The organism is Variovorax sp. 10N420 (genome assembly GCF_056394705.1).
In genome coordinates, this window is the sequence record NZ_JBFTIJ010000003.1 from 13002 (window position 1) to 35915 (window position 22914).

Below are 22914 nucleotides of genomic sequence, written 5' to 3' on the forward strand. Positions count from 1 at the left end.
GCCGACGTCACGGTGCAAACAACAGATTCACAGCGAGGCGCAATGCCAGTTTACAGCATGACCGGCTATGCCAGCGGGCAAAACAGCCCTGCAGGCGGCCACCCAGAAGCCGAGGCGCGCCCTCCCGCCGGAGCTCGTCTCGGGGTCGAGATCCGCTCCGTCAACAGCCGTTTTCTCGACCTGACTTTCAAGTTGCCCGAGGAACTGCGCCAGCACGAACCGGCGCTGCGCGAGGTCATTACCAAGCAGCTCAAGCGCGGCAAGGTCGAAGTCCGTGCTGCAATTGAATCGACGGCAGCCGCAGGGGTGGGCGAGCCCTCGGCAAAGTTGCTGCAACGCCTCAATGGCGTGCAGGACCAGATCAAGTCGTGGCTGCCCAGCGCTCGGGATCTCAGCGTCGCGGATGTACTGCGGCTCGCCTCGGGCGACAGCGCGATAAGGGGCGACTGGGGTCCGGAGATCACCGCATTGACAGAGAAGACGTTGAAGGCCCTGATGTCTGCCAGGGAGCGCGAAGGCTCCCGTCTCGCCCGCATGCTGCAAGATCATCTTGAGCAATTGCGCGGGCTCGCGATGCAGGCGTTGCCGTTGGTGCCCATGCTCGTGGAGCAGCAGCGCACACGCTTCCTCGAGCGCTGGCAGGAAGCCATGGGTCTGAGCGGCGGCGCCACGCCCCCAGATGCGGCACAGGATCGTGCATTGACCGAGGCCACTGCTTTCGCGATCCGCATCGACGTCGCGGAAGAACTGACCCGGTTGAACTCCCATCTCGACGAGATCGAGCGCCTTGTCAAGAAAGGCGGAGAAATCGGCAAGCGGCTCGACTTTCTGATTCAGGAATTGCATCGCGAAGCCAATACGCTGGGCTCGAAATCCGCGACCCTCGAACTCACGCGCATCGGCGTGGACATGAAAGTCCTCATCGAGCAAATGCGCGAGCAGGTCCAGAACATCGAATAGAGAACCAGCGAATGGACTACCCCGGCAACATCTTCGTGGTCGCTGCGCCGAGCGGCGCGGGCAAATCGAGTCTGGTCAAGGCGTTGATGGAACTCGATTCGGCTGTGCAACCTTCGGTCTCACACACGACCCGTCCCCCGAGGGGTCAGGAAAAGCACGGCCGGGAATACTTTTTCGCGTCCCACTCAGAGTTTGACGCCATGGTGGCCGCTGAAGCTTTCGTCGAATGGGCGCACGTTCATGGCCAGCGCTACGGCACGTCTAAAAAAGCCATCGAAGAGCGTATTGCGCAAGGCGCAGACGTCATTCTCGAGATCGATTTCCAGGGAGCGCTGCAGATCCGGAAGACATTCTCGAACGCCGTGATGATCTTCATTCTTCCCCCTAGCTGGGAGGAGCTGCGCTCCCGGCTCGAGCGGCGCGGGGAGGACAGCGCCTCGGTCATCGAGCTGCGATTGAAAAACGCAGCAGAAGAAATGGCCAGGGCCAGCGAATTTGATTTCGTTATAATTAACGAGGTTTTTGAGCGCGCACTTTTCGATCTGAAAGCGATCGTCCACGCTCAGCGGCTTCGCTATTCTGCACAGCGCCGCATACGTGCAAGCACCTTTGCCGCACTGAACATTCCCTGATCCGCCAACCGTCAGCCCACCGCCGAAAGACCCTCATGGCCCGCATCACCGTCGAAGATTGCCTGCAACAAATCCCGAATCGTTTTCAACTCGTGCTGGCCGCGACCTACCGCGCCCGCATGCTGAGCCAGGGACACGCCCCGAAGATTGAAAGCAAGAACAAACCAGGCGTGACCGCGCTTCGTGAAATCGCCGAAGGCAAGATCGGTCTGGAAATGCTCAAAAAGGTCCCCGGCTGACCTGATGCAGACAAGCAACAAGGAAGCACCGCATGCGGTGCTTTTTTTATGCCTGAATGCGTCGACCCGGCTGCCACGCTAAAGTGGCAGTTATGAGTGCGGTCGTCAAGCCCCAATCCGAGGCTCCTCGAAGCCCCCAGCCGAGTCCGGCGGCGCTGAATGCGGCCGCCGCGAGCTTCGCCGCGCTGACCGACCGGCTTGACTATCTTGGCGCCGAGGACATCGACCAAGTTCGCCGCGCCTATCGCTTCGCCGACGAAGCGCATCTGGGCCAGCTGCGCAACAGCGGCGAGCCCTACATTACGCATCCGATTGCAGTCGCTGCCCAATGCGCAGAATGGAAGCTCGACGCGCAGGCCTTGATGGCGGCTCTGCTGCATGACGCGATCGAAGACTGCGGGGTGACCAAGTCAGAACTGATTGAACGCTTCGGAGCCCCTGTTGCGGAGCTGGTCGACGGTCTCACCAAGCTCGACAAACTCCGCTTCAATACGCGCGAAGAAAACCAGGCGGAGTCATTCCGCAAGATGCTTCTTGCCATGGCGCGGGATGTGCGGGTCATCCTGGTCAAGCTCGCTGACCGGACGCACAACATGCGTACGCTGGACGACGCGCCGCGCGAAAAATGGGCGCGCATCTCGCGCGAAACGCTCGAAATCTACGCACCTATCGCGCATCGGTTGGGCCTCAACCAAACCTACAGGGAGCTGCAGGACTTGTCCTTTCGGCACCTGCGTCCATGGCGCTACGCCATTCTTGCCAAAGCGGTCGCGAAGGCCCGAGGACGACGTCGAGACCTTATCCAGAAGGTTCAGCAGGAAGTAGAGACAGCCTTTGCCAACGCGTCGATGAGCGTACGCATCGCAGGGCGCGAAAAAACCCTTTATTCGATTTACCGGAAGATGGACGAAAAGCACCTGAGCTTCGCCCAGGTCACCGATATTTATGGTTTCCGGCTGATCGTGCCCAGCGTGATTTCCTGCTACACGGGGCTTGGCATCCTGCACCAGATGTACAAGCCGCTGCCCGGCAAATTCAAGGACCACATCGCGATCGCCAAGCTCAACGGCTATCAGTCGCTCCACACCACCCTGGTGGGGCCAGCCGGCGTGAACGTCGAATTCCAATTGCGGACCGAAGCCATGCACGTGGTCGCCGAATCGGGCGTCGCGGCGCATTGGCTCTACAAGGCCGCGGAGCCAACGGCGCCGACCAGCGAGCGGCTGGGTGCCAAGTGGCTCCAGTCGCTGCTCGACATCCAGGATGAGACGCGCGACGCGGCCGAATTCTGGGATCACGTCAAGGTCGATCTCTTTCCTGATGCGGTCTATGTCTTCACGCCGAAGAGTCAGATCATGGCGCTCCCGCGTGGCGCGACCGTGGTGGACTTTGCCTATGCGATTCACAGCAACATCGGCGACCACACCTCGGCCGCGCGCATCAACGGCGATCAGGTTCCGCTTCGCACCGAACTCAAGAACGGAGACGTCGTGGAGATCATCACGGCGCCCGTTTCGACGCCCAATCCTGCGTGGCTGGGTTTCGTGCGGACCGGGCGGGCCCGCTCCAAGATTCGTCACTATCTCAAGACGCTCGCGCATGCAGAGTCCGAAGGGTTGGGCGAAAAGCTGCTGGCGCAGGCTCTGCGCGCCGAAGGTCTCGGGAATCTGCCGGTCGACGACGCCGAGCATCAACAACTGTGGGAAAAGCTCCTGCGGTTCACCGGCAACCGAACGCGGGCCGAATTGCTGACCGACATCGGACTGGGCAAGCGCATCGCAAGCATTGTGGCAAAGCGGTTGATGGCGCTGATGGCCGAACGTGGCGAAAAGCCCGATGCGCTGATGCTGAGTCGTGAGCGATTCGCGGCGCATGATGCCGTTTCGCAAGGCGCTGTCACGCTGGACGGCAGCGAAAACTCATCCGTGCGCTTCGCACTTTGCTGTCGCCCTATTCCGGGCGACCCGATCGTGGGCTATCTCGGGCACGGCGAAGGCCTGGTCGTGCACACGGAGGAATGCGGTGTCGGCCAGCGTCTGCGCTACAAGGACAGCGAACGATTCTTCGCGGTCGAATGGGCAGATGATCCGGTCCGGGCTTTTGAAACGGGAGTGGTCATTACCGTTCGCAACGACAAGGGCGTATTGGCGCGGGTCGCCGCTACGCTCGCGGATACCGAGGCCGACATCACGCACGTGGAGATGGCGGATGAGACTCCGCAGGACTCCACCGATTTGCGCTTCGTGATCGCGGTGCGCGACCGCACGCACCTCGACGTCGTATTGCGCGCTGTTCGGCGGACCTCCTCAGTCCTTGCCGCTACCCGGACGGTGCCGGTCCCCTGAATCTCAGCGGCTCAATGGGGTCCGTCCGAAGGCGGCGGATAGCTCACCGACAGCACTTCGATCTCATGCACGCCGCCCGGCGTGGCGAGTTTGACGACATCTCCCTCTCTGGTTTTGAGGAGCGCGCGCGCGATCGGCGAAATCCAGCTGACTTGTGACTGAGCGCTATCGGCTTCATCGATGCCAAGAATCGTGACCGAACGTTCGTCGCCGTTCTCGTCCGCATACAGCACGGTCGAACCGAAGAACACCTGGTCGCTGCCGTGATGCACTGACGGATCGGTGACTTCGGCGACCTCGAGCCGTTTGGTGAGAAAACGAATCCTGCGGTCGATCTCGCGCAGGCGCTTCTTGCCGTAAAGGTAGTCGCCGTTCTCCGAGCGATCTCCATTCTTCGCGGCCCAATGGACCGCTTCGACCACCTTCGGACGCTCCGTGTCCATCAAATCGAGCAATTCGGATCGCAGCCGCGCGTAACCAGCCGGCGTGATGTAGTTCTTGCCGCCGGCCGGAAGCGGAGGCAGAGCGCTGCCTTCTCCGCTTTCATCGTCGTCGGCGTCGTTTTCTTTCGTGAATGCCTTGCTCATTGCTCCAGCCTTCGACCCACAGGAAAATCGGGCGCCGGTTGTATCACACCGGGCGATCGTCGGTCGCTGGAAATTGCCCTTGCCAGAGGGCCGCAGGGTCAGCCAGACTGCTGCTCGGGCGCGGACGCGTCTGAGGTGTCCGAGACTGGCAGGGACTGCTCGACTTGCCGAGAGATGTCCGGAACAACCAATCTCTTCCCTTGCTCTCCAAGAGCAATGCCCTTGACGAGATGGCGCGGCAAATGATGTGTTCGCTTCAGGCGAGAAAGTGCCTCGCTGCGAGCAGGCTCGGAGACTGGCAGGAACATTTGCAATGAGCTCATCTTGTTGTCCCCAAAGAAGGCCAGGAAGGAAACGTGGGACCCTCCATCTGATGGATAGAGGGTAGTCACTCCAAGCAGCGCTGGCTTCGCCGTCAACGATTATGGCCGCGGGTAAAAGGCTTGGCGCTTTCGGCCCTGAGCGCGGTAGTGTCAACGGCATAGTCGGCCGGGAGCGCCACTTACATCAGGTGACGTAGTTCTGGACACAAGCGGCCGGAGACGCTCACAATGAACGCTCTCCTCTGGACTCCAAGGTCCTTTCGCCCGCTTCGGCGGGCTTTTTCATGCGCCGGGAAGAACCTGCGAATACGGCCGCACCAAAGAAAAAGGGTTAGCTCGCGTCAACGAGCTAACCCTTTATTGAGATGGTGCGGCTGGCAGGAATTGAACCCACGACCCCTTGGTTCGTAGCCAAGTACTCTATCCAACTGAGCTACAGCCGCACAGCTTGCAAGTATAGCATTCAAAACTGGACACTTTTTCTCGATCCAGAGCTTCACGCAAGGCAAAGAAAAAAACGGGGTGGTAGGCCGTGCTGGGCTTGAACCAGCGACCAACGGATTATGAGTCCGCTGCTCTAACCAACTGAGCTAACGGCCCACGCGATCCGGATTCTAGTGGGACACAGGCGCGCACTCCTGCTTCCTTTACTTCGCTACTTCCGATGGCTCAAAGCGTTCGTGACGAGCTTCGACGTGATGTCGACGATCTGGATCATCCGGTCGTACGGCATTCGAGTCGGGCCGATGACGCCCAAGGTCCCCACTACTTGACCATCGACCTCGTAGTTCGCGCTCACGATCGAGAGGTCGTCGAACGGCACGACCTGGCTTTCGCCGCCGATGAAGATGCGCACACCTTCGGCCTGGCTGGAAACGTCCAGCAGACGCATCAACTGGGCCTTTTGCTCGAACAGTTCGAAAGCACGACGCAAATGGCCCATGTCGCTGGAGAAATCGGTGACCGCAAGTAAATTGCGCTCTCCGGAGATCACTACTTCGTCCTGCGCCTCGGTCAGGACTTCCGAGCTCACTTTGACGGCCGCCTGCATCAGTTCCGCGATTTCGCCGCGCAGTTGCTCGACTTCCGACTGCAGTCGGTCGCGCACCTGCTCGATCGACAGCCCCGCATAGTGGGCGTTGATGTAGTTCGATGCCTCCACTAGCTGCGATTGCGAATAGTCGGCCTCGGGAAAGATGACCCTGTTCTGCACGTCGCCATCCGGCGAGACGATGATCACAAGCAATCGGCGATCGGAAAGCCGGAGAAATTCGATCTGCCTGAAGATGGAGGCGCGCCGCGGGGCCATGACAACCCCGACGAATTGCGAAAGGCTCGACAGCAAGTTCGCGGCATTGGCGATGACCTTCTGCGGCTGGTCCGGGGCAAGGCTTGGCGCGGCGAGGTGTTCACGTTGCGCCGTCAGCATGGTGTCGACAAAAAGCCGATAGCCGCGTGCCGTGGGGATGCGGCCTGCCGACGTATGTGGGCTTGCGATCAACCCGAGGGTCTCGAGGTCGGACATCACGTTGCGGATCGTCGCGGGCGAAAGATCCAGTCCAGAGGCGCGAGACAGAGTGCGGGAGCCGACGGGCTGGCCCTCGGCGATATAGCGCTCGACGAGTGTCTTCAGCAGCAACTTGGCGCGATCGTCCAGCATCGGGCAATTTTAATGTTGTAATTTGTAGATGGGCCCTCGCTTTCGTCACGTCGCACTCATTGGCAAGTACCAGGCTTCTGGTGCTCGGGCGCAATGCGGCGCTCTCGACGAAGTCATGGAGGGCATCGGCGCGTTCCTCGAATCACAAGGCTGCACTGTCTTTGTCGAGCAGTCCCAGGCGGAAATCGTCGAAGTGAGCCGCTACAAGGCGCTCACCGTCGAAGAAATCGGGGAAGAGTGCGACCTCGGCCTGGTGGTCGGAGGCGACGGAACCATGCTCGGCATCGGACGGCAGCTCGCGCCATACGGTGTTCCACTGATCGGCATCAACCGGGGGCGCCTCGGGTTCATCACCGACATCGCACTGGACAACTACCAGGCGACGCTGATTCCAATGCTTGCCGGCGAATACGAAGAGGACCACCGCAGCCTCATGCACGCGCAGGTAATGCGCGAGGGCGTGTCGGTCTTCGACGCCCAAGCCATGAACGACGTGGTCGTGAATCGCGGCGCCACATCCGGAATGGTGGAATTGCGAGTAACGGTCGGCCGTCATTTCGTGGCGAACCAGCGGGCAGACGGAATGATCATTGCGTCGCCGACGGGGTCGACTGCCTATGCGCTGTCGGCGGGCGGGCCTTTGTTGCATCCGGCTGTCCCAGGCTGGATCCTTGTGCCAATCGCACCGCACACCCTTTCCAACCGCCCGATCCTGCTCCCGGATGCAGAAGAAATCTCCATCGAGCTCGTTGGCGGACGGGACGCGAGTGCCAATTTCGATATGCAATCCCTCGCATCGCTGGTCATCGGAGATCGGGTCCTTGTGCGCCGCTCGGACTACCGCGTGCGGTTCCTGCACCCCCGAGGCTGGAGCTACTTCGACACGCTGCGCAAGAAACTGCATTGGAACGAAGGAGGTTCCTGACATGGCATTGCGCCGTATCGCATTGCGCGACTTCGTGATCGTGCGCGCCCTCGAAATCGATCTCTCCAGGGGCTTTACCGTCCTCACCGGTGAAACCGGCGCAGGCAAATCGATCCTGGTCGACGCGCTTCAACTCGCGCTTGGCAATCGCGCAGACGCCGGTGCCGTGCGCGAAGGTGCCGACCGCCTGGACGTCAGCGCAGAATTCGACGCCGACCCGGCGCTGAGTCCCTGGATGGACGAAGGCGGATTCGAGGCTGGCGATTCCCTGCTCCTTCGAAGGACAGTCGATCTACAGGGGCGCAGCCGCGGTTGGATCAACGGCAGTCCCGCCACCGCCACGCAGTTGCGTGAACTCGGCGACCACCTGCTCGACATCCATGGTCAGCATGCGTGGCAAAGCCTGACTCGTCCTGATGCGGTTCGAGGTCTGCTCGATGCCTATGCGGGCGTCACGACCACCACACTGGAAGCTGCATGGCACGCCTGGCGGCAAGCCATTTCCGCACTGGAAACCGCGCGATCGGCGCAGGATTCCCTGCAGCGCGAGCGTGAGCGGCTCCAGTGGCAAGTCGCCGAGGTCATGAAACTCGACCCTGGCACGGACGAGTGGGAAGAGCTTTCGGCGAGCCATGCGCGCATCTCCAATGCCCAGGCCCTCATTGAAGCCGCCGAGGGCGCATGCTCCGCCCTCGAAGACGACGACGGCGGAGCGCTGTCCGCGCTGAGCCGTGCGGTGACGCTGCTGCAGAACTGCGATCACATCGAACCCGAGTTCAAGGTTCTAGGCGAGGTTCTGGCCTCGAGCGTCGCGCAAGCCGCGGATGCCGCTCACTCGCTGCACGGCTATCTCCGGCAGGCTGACACGGACCCCGAGAAGCTCGCCGAACTGGACGAGCGGATGGGTCTCTGGATGTCGCTTGCCAGGCGCTACCGGCGGCAACCTGCCGAGCTTCCGGTCTTGCTGTCCGGGTGGCAGTCCGAGTTGGAAGCGCTCGATGCCCAAAGTGACATCGGTGCGCTCGAACGTGCCGAACTGGCTTCGCAACAAGCGTACATGAAAGAAGCGAAGGCCTTGGGCAAGGCGCGCAAGCAGGCCGCACCGCGGCTCGCGCAGGCGGTCACGCAGGCCATGCAAGAGCTTGGAATGAAAGGCGGCCGGTTCGAAGTGGCACTTCAACCGCTGGCGCAACCCGGCAGGTCGGGCCTCGAAGACATCGCATTCCTGGTCAGCGGGCATGCGGGCAGCACGCCGCGCTCTATCGGCAAAGTGGCCTCCGGCGGCGAGTTGTCGCGCATTGCGTTGGCCATCGCCGTGACCACCAGTGAACTCGGCGAGGCGCAAACCCTCATCTTCGACGAGGTGGATGCCGGCGTCGGCGGCGCGGTCGCTGAAACCGTCGGGCGACTCATGAGGCAGTTGGGTCGTGACCGGCAAGTTCTTGCAGTCACTCACCTGCCGCAAGTCGCTGCCTGTGCCGATCACCATCTGGTGGTTGCGAAGCGACAGACGGCCGCCAAGGGCCAGGACGGTCTTCGCACGGAAAGCGGAGTCTCCGTCCTGGACAACGAAGGCAGGGCGCAGGAAATCGCGCGCATGCTGGGCGGGGAACGCGTGTCGCAGACCTCGCTGGCGCACGCTCGCGAGATGCTGGGCAACAAGACACCGGAGACTTCCGCATGAGTCTCGAACTCGTGCTGATCACAGGAATGTCCGGCTCGGGCAAGTCTGTGGCCCTGCACGCGCTCGAAGATGCCGGCTACTACTGCGTCGACAACCTGCCGCCGGAACTGCTCGCGCCTTTCGTCGCATTGCAGCAGCAACAACAGACAGCGCGGGTGGCGATCGCCATGGACGTGCGCAGCGGCGTTTCGCTGCCGCTCGTCCCGCAGCAACTCGAAGGCTTGCGGCGAGAAGGCGTTTCGCTGCGCTCGCTGTTCCTCGACTCGACGACGGACGCGCTGGTGCGGCGCTACTCGGAAACCCGTCGCCGCCATCCGCTGTCCCGGCAGGAAGGCCACACCTACGCACCCGAGCAACAGCGCGTGCTGACGCAAGCGATCGACCTGGAGCGCGAACTGCTCGCCGACCTGCGCGATGGTGCCGATGTGATCGACACCAGCATCATTCGGCCAGCTCAACTGCAGAGCTACATCAAGTCGCTGATCGCGGCGCCCGAGAGCGCCCTCACTCTGGTGTTCGAGTCATTCGCCTTCAAGCGCGGCGTGCCGCTCGATGCCGACTACGTCTTCGATGTCCGCATGCTTCCCAATCCGCACTATGTGCCCGCGCTGCGTCCGTTGACGGGTCGCGATGCGCCAGTCATCGAGTGGCTGCGCGAGCACGACGACGTCGCGCGCATGTACGACGACATCGCGCAATTTCTCGGAAGATGGCTGGACGCGCTTGCGCGGGACCACCGCAGTTATGTGACAGTAGCCATCGGCTGTACGGGCGGACAGCATCGGTCTGTTTTCCTGGTCGAGCAACTGGCGCGCGGCTTCGGCTCAAAATGGGCCGCACTCAAGCGGCACCGGGAACTCGACGGATCCTGAGCGCGGTTGCGCGATGGCGCGATTGCGGTCGGCTCAACCAGCGTTCAAGAGCAATTTGCGCACCGGCGCGGGCATGCCGAGCGCCGGCCACTGGCGATCGTCGAACCATGCTCCGTCTTCGCTCAGCGTCGAGGGTGCGCGGCAAACGACCGCAACCGGATGCAAATGAAGGTCCTTGTGCGTCAATACATGAACAAACCCGGCTTCGTCACGTGCCTGCTTGCGATCGGCGGCGGAGAGTTTGTCAATCAACGCTTCGCGGGAATCAAAGACGGGCAGGCAATAGAGCCCTGCCCATATCCCTCTGGCGGGACGCTTCTGGAGCCATACGCGCCCCTGATCGTCACGGGCACTCAGCATCCATAGCGACTCGGCACTGCGCCGCAGCTTGCGCGTTTTGACCGGATACCTCTCCGGTGCACCTTCCCGTCTGGCAACGCACGCATCTCCCACCGGGCAGATGATGCAACTCGGGTTGCGCGGAAGACAAACCGTGGCGCCCAGGTCCATCAATCCCTGCGTATAGCGGGCGATGGCTTGCTTCTGCGTGGCCGGCGGCAACAGCTCGGTCGCTTCGTTCCAGAGCGTGCGCTCCTGGGCCGAGGAAGACAGGTCGCCCTCAAACCCCAGCACTCGCGTGAGCACCCTCTTGACGTTCCCGTCGAGGATGGCGACGCGCTCCCCGAAACAGAAAGCCGAGATTGCAGATGCCGTGGAGCGGCCGATGCCAGGAAGTGTCTGCAATTGTGCTGCCGTACTCGGAAACTCCCCGCCAAAGCGCGCGATGACTTCCTTTGCACACAGATGCATGTTGCGGGCGCGGCTGTAGTAACCGAGTCCGCTCCACAGCCCCATCACTTCATCTTCAGGCGCTGCAGCGAGCGCCCCGACAGTCGGAAAGCGCTCGAGGAAACGCGCAAAGTAGCCGAGCACGGTTGAAACCTGTGTCTGCTGCAGCATCACCTCGGAGAGCCAGACGCGATAGGGGTCTTGCGTGTTCTGCCATGGAAGCTCACTGCGCCCATGCGTGTGCTGCCAGGCGACGACAGTTTCTGCGAAGGCGGGCGCGATGAGTTGCGCCGGCGACCGAGAGCCTTCAGACCGCACTGAGCTCACTGCGCGCCGGCACGGCGCTGGGCGTCTCATGGCTCACGAGCAACGTTGTGAGCTCGCCCAAGCGGCGATGCAATTCAGCCAGATTGCTCTCTTGGGCGGCCAGCTCCGCCAAGCGCTCGTCGAGGCTGCCGGCAGCTCCCTGAATGCGTTCGACGGCCTCGATCCGCTTTGTGAAGGTGCGGCGCCGCTCCTTCAGCTGAGCATCCAGTTGTGCGCCAGCGCCTTTGCTCCAGCGCTCGACCTCGGTCATGGCCGCTTCGTTGACGACGCGAAGACGGCTTGCCAGCGCGCGCACCAGCTTGTCGCAGAAATCGGGCTGCGACAACTTGAGCAGATTGCCGACGCCGAGATAGTGCGTGTGGCTGCGCTCGATCTGAGTCAGCTGCTGCTCGAAACCCGTGAGATCCGGCTCGGGCGGAGCCTGGAGCGTGAAGCCGTGCTCTGCATTGAGCTGCCGGAAGGTGGCATGCAGCATCGCCTGGATCTCGGCGGTGGTCGCCTGGACCTCGCGCAAATTATTCCGCAGCGCGTCGAAGGTTTCGCCGTACACCTTGCGCACGTTGAACTTGATGCCGCGCCGCTTCAGGGCCGCAGACAAGCGGCCCATGTCCGCTTTGAGCGCGGTGCTCCCGAGGACTGCATACACCTCCCGCAGCAACTTTCCCTGCACGGATCGCAAGGCAAGGATGCGCGTATTGCTGCCTTCGAACTCGGTTTGCTCCTGTTCGATGCGCACCCGCATGTGACGGATCACCGAGCCATTCTTGCCGCGTAGGCCCTGCAATTCGAGCGCCTGTTCCGACAGGTCTCGCTGGCGCACGTGCAGGATGCGGGCTGCCTCTGTGCGGAGGGCTGCGATGCCGGCATCGACCGCCAGCCGCAGCATTGTTTCTCGCTTGCCGAGCAATCCTTCACCCAGCACGGCTTCCAGCGCGGGAAGGCGGCTCGCCTGAAGCAGGGGCACGTCCCGGCGGATCTTTGCTTGCAAGCCCTTCTGGGCCGAAACCGGGAGTACCTGCGAAAGCGGCACGCCGAGCAGTTCAGCCGCGCCCTTGCGCTGTCTCTGGATCTGGGCGTCGACCTGGGCGGGCGTGCTGAGAATGTCCCACATCGTGTCGATCTTGTTGAGCACTACGATGCGGGTTTCGCTCACATCGCCCTCGGTGACCAGGTGCTCGCGCCAGATCGAAAGATCCGAGCGCGTCACGCCGGTATCGGCGCCGAGGATGAACACAACCGCGTGAGCCTGCGGGATCAGGCTCACCGTCAATTCTGGTTCGGCGCCGATGGCATTGAGCCCCGGGGTATCGAGGATGACCAGCCCTTGCTCCAGCAACGGATGCGGCATGTTCAACAAGGCATGCCGCCAGCGTGGAATCTCCACACGGCCATCAGAATCGGGGACCGGGTTGTCGTCGGGCGCGTCGTCGCTCCAGAAGCCAAGTGCCTGAGCCTCTTGCACTGGAACCCAGCGCACCTCGGCGACCTTGCTCATTGCCTGCGACAGTTGCTCTGCGTTGTCGACATCGATAGCGATTTCGGTCCAGCGCCCCGGTTCGTCCCGCCAATGCGAGAGAGAGTACGCCTCTAGTCGGGTTTCGATCGGTAGCAACCGCAGGCTGGCCGGATGCGTGGCGTCGTAGCCCAGCTCCGTGGGGCACATTGTGGTGCGCCCGGCGCTCGCGGGCATGATGCGGCGCCCGTAGCCTGCAAAGAAGATCGCGTTGATCAACTCGGATTTGCCACGCGAGAACTCTGCGACAAACGCGACCATGACCTTGCTGGTTCGCAGTTGCGACTCGACGTCCCGCAAGCGCTCCGCAACGCTCTGGTTCAGCAGTTCGTTTTCGTTCAGCCAACTGGCAAGCCACTTCAAGCGGTGCGCGAAATTGCGCCGCCACGCACCATGCTGGTCGAATTGCTGATTAAAGGAAGCAGTCAAGGGGACAAATGTAAGGAGGATTTACAAAATATAGCATCGGCAGGGCTTTTGAAGGCCAATCGCCTGTGCTGCTTCAGTACTTTTGGCAGTTCGGGCAGAAATACGTGGACCGCTGCCCCTGCCGCACCTGACGGATTGGTGACGCACAGACTCGGCAAGGTTCACCCGCGCGCCCGTAAACGTTGGCTTCCAACTGAAAGTAGCCACTCTGCCCGTCCGTGTTCGAAAAGTCACGCAGGGTGCTTCCCCCGCGCTCGACGGCTCGCGCCAGAATCTCGCGGATCGCTGCATGCAGGCGCAATGCGCGGGGCCGACTGATCCGCGACGCAGCAAGCGTCGGGCGTATTCCGGCGGCAAACAGCGCTTCGGAGGCATAGATGTTTCCGACGCCGACCACCACTTCGCCCGCCAACAGCACCTGCTTTACTGGCGCCTTTCGACGGCGCATTCCGGCCAGAAATGCATCGAAGTCGAAGGCTTCACCGAGCGGCTCCATCCCCAGTCCGCCCAGCAATTTGCGCGCGAGCGGCGAAGCCTCGTGGTCAACGTACACCACCGCACCGAAGCGGCGCGGGTCGTTGAGGCGCAGGACCCCTTGATTCGTCGCGAGGTCGAAGTGGTCATGTGCGCCCGAAGGCGGCAGAGAGGCATCGAAACGCAGGCTGCCGGACATTCCGAGGTGCATGAGAAGAAGGCCTGAGTCAAGATCGACAAGCAGGTATTTCCCGCGTCTGCGCACGGCCTTTACCGTTCGCCCGACCAGAAAGGCGGGATCGATGCCGAGCTCCCAGCGCAACGGCTTGCCTACGCGCACAGCGTCGATGCGGGCTCCAATAATGCGATCCGCAAAACCGCGGCGAGTGACTTCAACTTCAGGTAGTTCGGGCATGGGAGCAAGCGTGGGACGATCCGCGAGGACATCGGCAGATATCGAAACCCCCGCCCGCCATCGCTCAGGAGCCTGGATTATTATGGTCCGATGACCTTTCCGCTTCGTCGATCCCGCCTTGCGGCGGCTGCGCTCTTTGCTCTGACCACGCTTGCGGCCCAGGCCCAGACAGAACCGCAAAAGCCTCCACTCCCAAGCGACCTCACACCCTTGATCGAGCCTGCGAAGACGCCGCAAACAGCCGCCGCCGCGGCCAGTGCCGACAAGTCGGCGCCGCTGTCCTCTGCCATGACGGCCGAGCTTTTCTACGAGGTACTGGTCGGCGAACTTGACTTGCGGTCCGGAGATCCCGGCGGTGGCTATGCCCAGATACTCAATGCTGCCAAGCAGGCTCGCGACGGCAAGCTCTTCCAACGTGCCGTCGAAATCGCCGCTCAGGCGCGCTCTTGGGACGCGGCGCTTGCAGCGACGCGCGCCTGGAAAGAAGCAATCCCCGAGTCGCGCGATCCGAGGCGCCTTGAATTACAAATCCTGATCGCGCTCAACCGGATCAGCGAGACGGTCGAGCCGCTGCGAGCCGAAGTGGCCGCAACCCCGCAGATCGAGCGCCCTTTGCTGATGGCCGTGATCGCGCGCAACTACGCGAGAGCCACGGACAAGAAACTCGCCGCATCGGTCGTCGAGCAAGCCCTCGCAGACGACCTCAAGAGCCCCGCCACGGGTGGGGCCGCATGGGCGGCTGTCGGGCGCCTGCGCCTTGCCGCGGGCGACACCGCAGGAGCGCTCGATGCGGCCATCAAGGGCCAGGAAATGGATCCGGCTTCGGAAGGTCCGGCACTGCTTGCGCTGGACTTGATCGATCCCTCCCAACCGCTTGCGGAGCCGATCGTTCAGCGCTACCTCGCAAATCCCAAGGCGCAGCCAGAAATGCGCATCGCCTATGCCCGTGTACTGGTCGAAGGACGGCGCTATTCCGACGCAACTGCGGAACTCGCCGCCCTCACCGTGGCACGCCCCGAATTGCCCGAGCCTTGGCTTCTCCTCGGCAGCCTTCAGGCGCAGGCGCGCCAGGACGCGGCGGCCGAGGCGTCGCTGAAGCGCTACATCTCGCTCGTTGGTACACAGGGAGACGACGAGGCACGCGATCGCGGACTGACGCAAGCCTATCTCCTCATGTCGCAACTCGCCGAGCGCCGCAAGGACTTTGCGGGCGCTGACAGTTGGCTTGCGCGCATCGACAACTCCGAAGACCTGGCGGCAGCACAAGTGCGCCGCGCGTCATTGCTGGCCCGGCAAGGCAAGTTGCCCCAGGCCCGCGAACTGATCCGCAGCCTGCCCGAGCGCACGCCCGAGGAGAAGAAGCAAAAGTTCCTGGCCGAAGTCCAGCTGCTGCGCGATGCCAAGCAATACCAAGCTGCACTGGACATGCTCGCGCAGGCCAGCGCAGCGGCGCCCTCGGACACCGACCTCATCTACGACCAGGCGATGGTTGCAGAAAAGCTGAATCGTATGGACGAGATGGAGCGCCTCCTGCGTCGCTTGATCGAACTGAAGCCCGACAACCAGAACGCCTACAACGCGCTGGGCTACTCGTTCGCGGATCGGAAGGTCCGCCTTGAAGAAGCTCGGACACTCATCCAGAAAGCCGTCCAGCTTGCGCCTGACGATCCTTTCATTGCAGACAGCCTCGGTTGGGTCGAATTCCGGCTTGGCAACACGGGCGAAGCCACACGAATCCTGGAAGACGCCTACAAGCGCCGGCCCGACCCCGAAATCGGGGCGCATCTGGGCGAGGTGCTGTGGGCGGCGGGGCAGCGAGACCGTGCGCTTTCCATCTGGAAAGAGGCCTCGCTGGCCGATGCTGACAACGAGACGCTGCAGGAAACGCTCAAACGCCTGCGCGTAAGACTTTGAATCGGCGCTCACTCTTGTCGACCGCCTGCGCTGGCGCGTTGATCATCTCGGGCTGCGCAAGCCCCCGCCGCAACGACGCGCTCGACGCCAGTGCCGAAGCGTGGAGCGGAAGGTTGTCGCTGCGCGTCGACAGCCAGCCTGTGCAGACCTTCTCCGCGCTCTTCGAATTGCGGGGCATGCCCCAGGCCGGCGAACTAACGCTGACCAGCCCCATCGGCAGCACTCTGGCGCAGCTTCACTGGTCGCCCAGAGAGGCCTTGCTCAAAAACGGCGCCAAGACACAGCGTTTCGATTCCGTGGACGCGTTGATCGAGGCAGCGACGGGCGCGGCCATCCCCGTGGGCGCCCTGTTCGCCTGGCTCGCGGGCCGGAACGAACGCGTTCCCGGCTGGCGTCCGGATCTTTCACGCGTCGGCATAGGCCGCTTGCAGGCCACCCGCGAATCGCCAGAGCCGCGAGCCGACCTGCGCATCGTCTTCGAACGCGCATGAAGGCAATCTACGATCTGCCCGCGCCCGCGAAGCTCAACCTCTTCCTGCACATCACGGGGCGAAGGGCAGACGGATACCACCTATTGCAGTCGGTTTTTATGCTCATCGACTGGTCAGATTCGCTGCATGTCGAGCGCCGAAGCGACGGTGCGATCAGCCGGGAAGACCTGACGACGAAGCTTCCTGCCGAGGACCTCGTCGTTCGCGCCGCACGAGCCTTGCAGGACTTCTCGCAGACGAACTACGGCGCTCACATCGCAATCGCCAAGTACGTGCCCGCGCAGGCGGGAATGGGGGGCGGGTCTTCGGACGCGGCCACGTGCCTCATGGCATTGAATCGTCTTTGGGGCTTGAATCTGCCGCTGGCTCGACTGGAGCAGATCGGCCTTACGCTTGGTGCCGACGTGCCCTTTTTTCTTCGCGGGCGAAACGCTTGGGTCGAGGGGGTCGGCGAATCAATCACGCCGATCAACTTGCCTTCCGGTCGCTTCGCGGTCGTCAAGCCAACTGATGGCTTGGACACACCGTTAATTTTTGCAGCACCTGATCTCCAACGCGCAACTCCGGCTGCTATACTCTCGGGCTTTGCTGCACATAGCGAAGCGAGAGCAGATAGTTTCCGCTTTGACTTTGGTCATAACGACCTGCAGCCGGTCGCACAACGGCTTTGCCCCGCGGTCACTGACGCCATCGAATGGCTCGGTCACCAAGGTTTGGAAGCCCGTATGACCGGTTCGGGAAGCTCGGTATTTGCAGCAATGTTGCATGAAGCCGAACTCGCAACGGCCCCGGAGGGCTGGCAGGTTCGAAAGTGCAACAACTTGGCTGTTCACCCACTGATGGGGTGGGCGGTCTAAATGGTTTAAACATCAGGGCGCTATATGCGGTCTGATGTTGGTAGTCAGGCCGCGCGCGGCCTGGTGCGACATATCGGTTGATGGCATTTGCCATTGACCCGTGTAGGGGAGTCGCCAAGCTGGTTAAGGCACTGGATTTTGATTCCAGCATGCAAAGGTTCGAATCCTTTCTCCCCTGCCAAATCCTTTCACGAGATTTTTGGCGGCTCCTTAAAGAGCCATTTCGCATTGCCGGATGCACTTAGCCGGGACGCTCATGCAGGCTCACAACCCTGATTTCATGGTTTTCACCGGCAACGCCAATCCAGGGCTTGCCGCGGAAATTTCGCACCACCTAGGCACCTCGCTGGGCGCAGCTCGCGTCGGTCGTTTCTCTGACGGCGAAGTCACTGTCGAGATCAACCAGAACGTGCGAGCGCGCGATGTTTTTGTGGTCCAGTCGACTTGTGCTCCGACCAACGAAAACCTGATGGAGCTTCTCATCATGGTCGACGCACTCAAGCGCGCGTCGGCCGAGCGCATCAGTGCGGTGATCCCCTACTTTGGATACGCGCGGCAAGACCGTCGCCCGCGCTCCAGCCGCGTGCCCATCTCGGCCAAGGTCGTTGCCAATCTTCTGGAAACCGTTGGCGTTGCCCGCGTGCTCACCATGGACCTGCATGCCGATCAGATCCAGGGTTTCTTCGATATTCCCGTGGACAACATTTACGCATCGCCAGTGCTGCTTGGCGATCTGCGTCAAAAGAACTACGAAGACCTGATCGTGGTTTCGCCGGACGTTGGCGGCGTGGTGCGCGCCCGCGCGCTGGCCAAGCAACTGAATTGCGATCTCGCCATCATCGACAAACGCCGTCCGCGCGCCAACGTGAGCGAAGTGATGCACGTGATCGGCGAAATCGACGGCCGCAACTGCGTCATCATGGACGACATGATCGACACCGCTGGCACATTGGTCAAAGCGGCGGAGGTGCTGAAAGAGCGTGGCGCGAAGAAGGTCTATGCCTATTGCACCCACCCGATCTTTTCGGGTCCCGCGATCGAGCGAATTACCCAAGGATCCGCCCTCGACGAGGTGGTTGTGACCAACACGATTCCCCTCTCCGATGTTGCAATGGGTTGCGGAAAGATTCGCCAGCTCTCGGTCGCGCCGCTCATTGCGGAAACGATCCAGCGCATCGCCAAGGGCGAGTCGGTCATGAGTTTGTTCTCGGATCAGGAAAACCTGTTCTGAGCAAAAAGCCGGGCTTCCTTTCGGAAGCCCTTTTTAAACCGGAGTCGCACTGGTCGCGGTCGACTTCCACAGGAGTGAGTTATGAAATTCGTCGCTTATGAGCGCGCAAAGCAGGGCACGGGTGCGAGCCGCCGTCTCCGCATTTCGGGCAAGACGCCCGGTATCGTCTATGGTGGTGAAGGCCAGCCCCAGCTGATCGAACTCGATCACAACGCGCTGTGGCACGCCCTCAAGAAGGAAGCCTTCCACTCGTCCATCCTCGAAATGGACCTCGGTGGCAACACCAGCAAAGTGCTGCTGCGTGACGTGCAGTACCACCCGTTCCGTCCGCTCGTGCAACACGTCGACTTCCAACGTGTCGACGCGCGTACCCGGATGACCGTCAAGGTGCCGCTGCACTTCAAGGGTGAAGAAGAGTCCACCGCCGTCAAGCTCGACCACAATCTCGTGAATCACGTGATGACCGAACTCGAAGTCAGCTGCTTGCCCGCAGATCTGCCCGAGTTCATCGAAGTCGACCTTTCGAGTCTGACCAAGAATGCCACGATCCATGTCAACGACCTCAAGCTGCCGAAGGGCCTGAAGTACGTGAGCCATGGCAAGGGCAATCCGGTGGTGGTGTCCGCCGTGTCGCCGCTGGTCGCCGAAGAGCCGGCCGCTGGCGCAGAAGGCGCTGCTGGCGCCGAAGGTGCTCCGGCAGCTGCCAAGGCCGACGCCAAGGCACCCGCGAAGAAGAAGTAATTCGCCCCTTCGCTGTTGCGTCCGATGGCCCGCCCTGTGCGGGCCATCTCTTTTTGAGGCCGCACCAAACCCGAACAAGATAATCCACGCATGATCAAGCTATTCGTTGGCCTCGGCAATCCGGGCCCTGAGTACGAAGCCACTCGGCACAACGCCGGGTTCTGGTGGATCGATGCGCTTGCGCGCGATCTGAAAGTCACGCTGTCGCCGGAACGGTCCTATCACGGGCTGGTTGCTCGGACGCAAGTGAGTGGGAGGCCGATCTGGCTGCTCGAGCCCCAAACTTTCATGAACCTCTCCGGCAAGTCAGTCGCGGCATTGGCTCGCTTCTTCAAAATCGAACCAAGCGAGATCCTGGTGGCGCACGACGAACTCGACGTGGTGCCAGGCCAGGCCAAGCTCAAGCTTGGAGGCAGCCATGCCGGGCACAACGGCCTGAGAGATATTCACGCGCAACTCGGCACCGCCGACTATTGGCGCCTGCGCTTGGGCATTGGTCATCCGGGAGTCAAATCGGAAGTCGTCAATTGGGTTCTGAAAAAGCCGCTGAAGGAACAGCGCGAAGCCATCGAAGACGCCATCGTCCGCACGCTGCATGCCTTCCCGGCGCTGGCTGCGGGCGAGATGGACAAGGCGACATTGCTCATTCACACGAGCAAGCCGCCGCGCCCTAAACCGCCGAGGCGCGAGCCGGGGGACGGGGGCGGAGGCGAACCCGCCGCGGGTTAGCGGAGAGAAAGCGAAAGGGAGAAATAAAAATGAAACTGTCACGTCCAAAGATCGCCGCTCGCAGCGCATTGCTGCTGGCGGGAGCGTGCTTCCACTGGGGCGCTCTGGCCGCGGAAAGCATTGGTGCCGGCGGTGCCTGGCGCTGCGGCAACACCTATACCGACCAACCTTGCGCCGGCGGCAAGGAGCTCGACCTGGACGACACGAGAAATTCAGAGCAAAAGCGCGTCGCTGATCAATCGACACGCGATGCGCAGATTGCCGCCGACCGGATGAAGAGCGACCGCCTTCGCCTTGAGGCCAAGCACGCGCAACAGCGGCCCATCCTGATCGGAGACAAGCCCAAGGAGGCGCGGAAGACACAGACCCGGCCGGACAAGGATGCATCCAAGAAGCCGAAGAAAGGAAAGGACACCGTCTACGTGAGCGCACAGGCTGCCAGAGCCGCAGAAGCAGCGCCGCCAAAGAAGTCGAAGAAGTCCGGCGCCAGGAAGCCCAGCGAATAGCTAGGAAGCAGCCACGGGTGGGCCGCTCTCGGTCCCGCCGCCCTGAGCGGCCGCCTTGTCGGCCGTGAGGCGCTCAAACTTCTGCCAGAGAGTCTCGCGTGACTCGGCATGCTCGGGGTTGGTCGGAATGCAGGCGACCGGGCATATCTGCACGCATTGAGGCTCATCGAAGTGCCCCACGCATTCGGTGCACTTGTGCGGATCAATCTCGTAGATCTCGGTGCCCATGTAGATCGCGTCGTTCGGGCACTCAGGCTCGCACACATCGCAGTTGATGCATTCGTCGGTGATCATGAGGGCCATGTGCGGATTATCGATCGCCGCGAATCGGGCCGCCAAAATGGCGCCGATGCCCCCACCAGGGGCGCGCCGATGGGCCGAAAGCCAGCAGCCCCGGCACGCTCGTTGCAAGACTCGGGTTATGCTGCGGCCCGCCCTATGAGTCTGTTTCTTTTCAAGCGCTTCATCACGCTGATTGCCACCCTGATCGGCGCTTCCATCATCGTCTTTCTCGTGCTGGAGATCCTGCCGGGCAATGCCGCGCAGATGCTCATGGGACCGGACGCCGCACCCGACGCCGTGGCGGCGCTCGCCACCAAGCTTGGGCTCGACCAGCCGGCGTGGAGCCGCTACTGGCACTGGATCGGCGGGCTCCTGACCGGCCAACTTGGCGACAGCTACACCTACAGCTCGCCCGTTCTGGACCTGATCCTCGAACGTCTTGCACTCACTGTACCGCTGGCCCTGCTTGCAATGGCTTTCACGACGGCGCTGGCATTGGTCGTCGGCGTGACCGCCGCGGCGCGCCACAACAAGCTGGGCGATGTCGGGTTGATGGGGCTCACGCAGGTCGGCGTCGCCATACCCAACTTCTGGTTCGCGATCCTGCTGATCCTCGTCTTTTCGGTTCAACTCCAGTGGTTCTCGGCGGGTGGCTTCGAAGGCTGGGGCGAAGGCATCTTCGCGGGCCTGAAGGCGCTGCTGCTCCCGGCGTTGTCGCTCGCCGTCGTGCAAGCCGCGATCCTCGCCCGCATCACGCGTTCGGCGGTTCTCGAAGTCATGCGTGAAGATTTCGTGCGCACCGCGCGAGCCAAGGGCGTTTCGCAGCGGGCGGTGCTCTGGCGGCACGTACTGCGCAATGCGCTGATCCCGGTCGTCACAGTGATGGGCATGCAGTTTTCCGAGCTGCTCGCGGGCACGATCGTGGTCGAAAACGTCTTCTACCTGCCGGGGCTCGGCCGCCTTATCTTCCAGGCAATCAGCAATCGCGACCTGATCGTGGTGCGTAACTGCGTGATGTTGCTGGCTGCGATGGTCGTCATCGTCAATTTCGTCGTCGACGTTCTGTATGCCGTCATCGACCCCCGCATCAAGGCGAGCGACATATGAGCGCCATTCCCGCAACGACACCCAGCGCGGCTGCTTTCAAGGTGCCGGGCTTTTGGCGCCGTGCGCTGCACCACCCGAGCTTTGCCGTCGGGGCTGTCCTCACGCTGCTTCTGCTGGTGGCCGCTGCCGTCTCCCTGGTCTGGACCCCTTGGTCGCCGTATGAGATGGACCTTGCCAGCAAGCTCCAGCGGCCAAGCGCAGCGCATTGGCTGGGCACCGATACCTTCGGGCGTGACGTGGCGTCGCTGTTGCTGGTCGGCGCCCGTGCATCGATTCTGGTTGGCGTGATCGCGGTAGGCATCGGCCTCACCGTGGGAACCGCGCTGGGCCTGCTTGCGGCGGCACGGCGCGGGTGGGTCGAGGAAGCGATCATGCGGTTCAGCGACTTCACGATGGCTTTTCCGGCGATCCTGTCGGCCATCATGATGACGGCGGTCTTCGGCGCCGGCATCGTGAACGCCATCATTGCGATCGGCATCTACAACATTCCTACTTTTGCCCGCATCACGCGCGCGTCGGCCAATGCGATCTGGTCGCGCGAATACGTCGCCGCAGCGCGCGCCTGCGGCAAGGGCCCGTTCGCGATCACGATGCAGCATGTACTGCCCAATATCTCGGCGGTGCTGATCGTGCAGATCACGATCCGCTTCGCGATTGCCATCCTGGCCGAGGCCGCGCTGTCGTACCTCGGACTCGGCACGCAGCCGCCGCAGCCTTCGTGGGGGCGCATGTTGAGCGAAGCGCAGACGATGATGTTCCAGGCGCCACTGCTCGCTGTTTTTCCGGGCGTGGCGATTGCGCTGGCCGTGCTCGGCTTGAACCTTCTCGGCGATGGATTGCGCGACCTGCTCGACCCCCGCCTCGCCCGCGCGCGCTGACCGC

At 62.3% G+C, this 22914-nt stretch carries 22 protein-coding genes and 3 tRNA genes; 17 read left to right on the plus strand and 8 right to left on the minus strand.

What is annotated here, in order from left to right:
* Nucleotides 1-42: 42 nt before the first annotated feature.
* The 4 genes from AC1DEK_RS08095 to AC1DEK_RS08110 all read left to right on the plus strand — a co-directional run bounded on the left by AC1DEK_RS08095 (nucleotide 43) and on the right by AC1DEK_RS08110 (nucleotide 4176).
* A complete protein-coding gene (locus tag AC1DEK_RS08095; RefSeq protein ID WP_478124720.1) occupies nucleotides 43-960 on the plus strand; it encodes a YicC/YloC family endoribonuclease in 918 nt (305 codons plus the stop codon).
* A gap of 11 nt (nucleotides 961-971) precedes the next feature.
* Nucleotides 972-1592, plus strand: coding sequence for a guanylate kinase (gmk, locus tag AC1DEK_RS08100; protein WP_478124721.1), 621 nt, complete (start codon nucleotides 972-974; stop codon nucleotides 1590-1592).
* 35 nt (nucleotides 1593-1627) lie between these two features.
* Nucleotides 1628-1831, plus strand: coding sequence for a DNA-directed RNA polymerase subunit omega (gene rpoZ, locus AC1DEK_RS08105; RefSeq protein ID WP_093162973.1), 204 nt, complete (start codon nucleotides 1628-1630; stop codon nucleotides 1829-1831).
* A gap of 92 nt (nucleotides 1832-1923) precedes the next feature.
* Nucleotides 1924-4176, plus strand: coding sequence for a RelA/SpoT family protein (locus AC1DEK_RS08110; protein ID WP_478124722.1), 2253 nt, complete (start codon nucleotides 1924-1926; stop codon nucleotides 4174-4176).
* 11 nt (nucleotides 4177-4187) lie between these two features.
* Here AC1DEK_RS08110 and greB read toward each other — a convergent pair whose 3' ends face one another.
* The 4 genes from greB to hrcA all read right to left on the minus strand — a co-directional run bounded on the left by greB (nucleotide 4188) and on the right by hrcA (nucleotide 6746).
* Nucleotides 4188-4763 (minus strand): transcription elongation factor GreB, encoded by a 576-nt coding sequence (gene greB, locus AC1DEK_RS08115; RefSeq protein WP_478124723.1) that lies wholly within the window; start codon nucleotides 4761-4763, stop codon nucleotides 4188-4190.
* A 689-nt stretch (nucleotides 4764-5452) separates the two neighbouring features.
* Nucleotides 5453-5529 (minus strand) — tRNA-Arg (locus AC1DEK_RS08120).
* A gap of 80 nt (nucleotides 5530-5609) precedes the next feature.
* Nucleotides 5610-5686: transfer RNA gene (locus AC1DEK_RS08125), tRNA-Ile, on the minus strand.
* Nucleotides 5687-5741: 55 nt separating this feature from the next.
* Nucleotides 5742-6746 carry a heat-inducible transcriptional repressor HrcA gene (gene hrcA / locus AC1DEK_RS08130; RefSeq protein ID WP_478124724.1) on the minus strand — a complete coding sequence of 335 codons (1005 nt, stop codon included), beginning with the start codon at nucleotides 6744-6746 and terminating at the stop codon, nucleotides 5742-5744.
* Nucleotides 6747-6774: 28 nt separating this feature from the next.
* Between hrcA and AC1DEK_RS08135 the strand changes: the two genes are divergently transcribed.
* The 3 genes from AC1DEK_RS08135 to rapZ are packed head-to-tail and all read left to right on the plus strand — an operon-like array spanning nucleotide 6775 to nucleotide 10227.
* Nucleotides 6775-7671, plus strand: a complete 897-nt coding sequence (locus AC1DEK_RS08135) for an NAD kinase (RefSeq protein WP_478124725.1) — start codon at nucleotides 6775-6777, stop codon at nucleotides 7669-7671.
* A 1-nt stretch (nucleotide 7672) separates the two neighbouring features.
* Entirely contained in the window at nucleotides 7673-9355 is a 1683-nt protein-coding gene (gene recN / locus AC1DEK_RS08140; protein WP_478124726.1) for a DNA repair protein RecN, read from the plus strand.
* Nucleotides 9352-10227: an RNase adapter RapZ gene (gene rapZ, locus AC1DEK_RS08145; protein WP_478124727.1), complete on the plus strand. Its 876-nt coding sequence runs from the start codon at nucleotides 9352-9354 to the stop codon at nucleotides 10225-10227. Before recN ends, rapZ begins: the two co-directional genes overlap by 4 nt.
* 33 nt (nucleotides 10228-10260) lie before the next feature.
* On the opposite strand, the gene mutY is transcribed toward rapZ, so the two are convergent.
* The 3 genes from mutY to mutM form a co-directional block, all read right to left on the minus strand.
* On the minus strand, nucleotides 10261-11298 hold the full coding sequence (gene mutY, locus AC1DEK_RS08150; protein ID WP_478125267.1) for an A/G-specific adenine glycosylase: 1038 nt from the start codon (nucleotides 11296-11298) through the stop codon (nucleotides 10261-10263).
* A gap of 25 nt (nucleotides 11299-11323) precedes the next feature.
* Entirely contained in the window at nucleotides 11324-13285 is a 1962-nt protein-coding gene (locus tag AC1DEK_RS08155; RefSeq protein ID WP_478124728.1) for a dynamin family protein, read from the minus strand.
* A 73-nt stretch (nucleotides 13286-13358) separates the two neighbouring features.
* Nucleotides 13359-14174, minus strand: coding sequence for a bifunctional DNA-formamidopyrimidine glycosylase/DNA-(apurinic or apyrimidinic site) lyase (gene mutM / locus AC1DEK_RS08160; protein ID WP_478124729.1), 816 nt, complete (start codon nucleotides 14172-14174; stop codon nucleotides 13359-13361).
* 90 nt (nucleotides 14175-14264) lie between these two features.
* On the opposite strand from mutM, the gene AC1DEK_RS08165 reads away from it, so the two are divergent.
* The 8 genes from AC1DEK_RS08165 (at nucleotide 14265) to AC1DEK_RS08200 (ending at nucleotide 20643) form a co-directional block, all read left to right on the plus strand.
* The gene (locus AC1DEK_RS08165; RefSeq protein WP_478124730.1) at nucleotides 14265-16088 is read left to right on the plus strand and encodes a tetratricopeptide repeat protein; all 1824 of its coding nucleotides are present in this window, start codon (nucleotides 14265-14267) and stop codon (nucleotides 16086-16088) included.
* Nucleotides 16089-16102: 14 nt separating this feature from the next.
* On the plus strand, nucleotides 16103-16579 hold the full coding sequence (locus AC1DEK_RS08170; protein ID WP_478124731.1) for a lipoprotein insertase outer membrane protein LolB: 477 nt from the start codon (nucleotides 16103-16105) through the stop codon (nucleotides 16577-16579).
* Nucleotides 16576-17436, plus strand: coding sequence for a 4-(cytidine 5'-diphospho)-2-C-methyl-D-erythritol kinase (ispE, locus tag AC1DEK_RS08175; protein WP_478124732.1), 861 nt, complete (start codon nucleotides 16576-16578; stop codon nucleotides 17434-17436). Before AC1DEK_RS08170 ends, ispE begins: the two co-directional genes overlap by 4 nt.
* Before the next feature lie 104 nt (nucleotides 17437-17540).
* A tRNA-Gln gene (locus AC1DEK_RS08180) sits at nucleotides 17541-17617 on the plus strand.
* 75 nt (nucleotides 17618-17692) lie between these two features.
* A complete protein-coding gene (locus AC1DEK_RS08185; protein ID WP_478124733.1) occupies nucleotides 17693-18667 on the plus strand; it encodes a ribose-phosphate pyrophosphokinase in 975 nt (324 codons plus the stop codon).
* Between the two features lie 81 nt (nucleotides 18668-18748).
* On the plus strand, nucleotides 18749-19408 hold the full coding sequence (locus tag AC1DEK_RS08190; protein WP_478124734.1) for a 50S ribosomal protein L25/general stress protein Ctc: 660 nt from the start codon (nucleotides 18749-18751) through the stop codon (nucleotides 19406-19408).
* Between the two features lie 90 nt (nucleotides 19409-19498).
* Complete coding sequence (pth, locus tag AC1DEK_RS08195) at nucleotides 19499-20137, plus strand: aminoacyl-tRNA hydrolase (RefSeq protein ID WP_478124735.1); 639 nt, start codon at nucleotides 19499-19501, stop codon at nucleotides 20135-20137.
* 29 nt (nucleotides 20138-20166) lie between these two features.
* Nucleotides 20167-20643, plus strand: coding sequence for a hypothetical protein (locus AC1DEK_RS08200; protein WP_478124736.1), 477 nt, complete (start codon nucleotides 20167-20169; stop codon nucleotides 20641-20643).
* On the opposite strand, the gene AC1DEK_RS08205 is transcribed toward AC1DEK_RS08200, so the two are convergent.
* On the minus strand, nucleotides 20644-20946 hold the full coding sequence (locus AC1DEK_RS08205) for a YfhL family 4Fe-4S dicluster ferredoxin (protein WP_478124737.1): 303 nt from the start codon (nucleotides 20944-20946) through the stop codon (nucleotides 20644-20646).
* Between the two features lie 135 nt (nucleotides 20947-21081).
* On the opposite strand from AC1DEK_RS08205, the gene AC1DEK_RS08210 reads away from it, so the two are divergent.
* On the plus strand, nucleotides 21082-22032 hold the full coding sequence (locus AC1DEK_RS08210) for an ABC transporter permease (protein WP_478124738.1): 951 nt from the start codon (nucleotides 21082-21084) through the stop codon (nucleotides 22030-22032).
* Nucleotides 22029-22910: an ABC transporter permease gene (locus AC1DEK_RS08215; RefSeq protein ID WP_478124739.1), complete on the plus strand. Its 882-nt coding sequence runs from the start codon at nucleotides 22029-22031 to the stop codon at nucleotides 22908-22910. Before AC1DEK_RS08210 ends, AC1DEK_RS08215 begins: the two co-directional genes overlap by 4 nt.
* Nucleotides 22911-22914 lie beyond the last annotated feature (4 nt).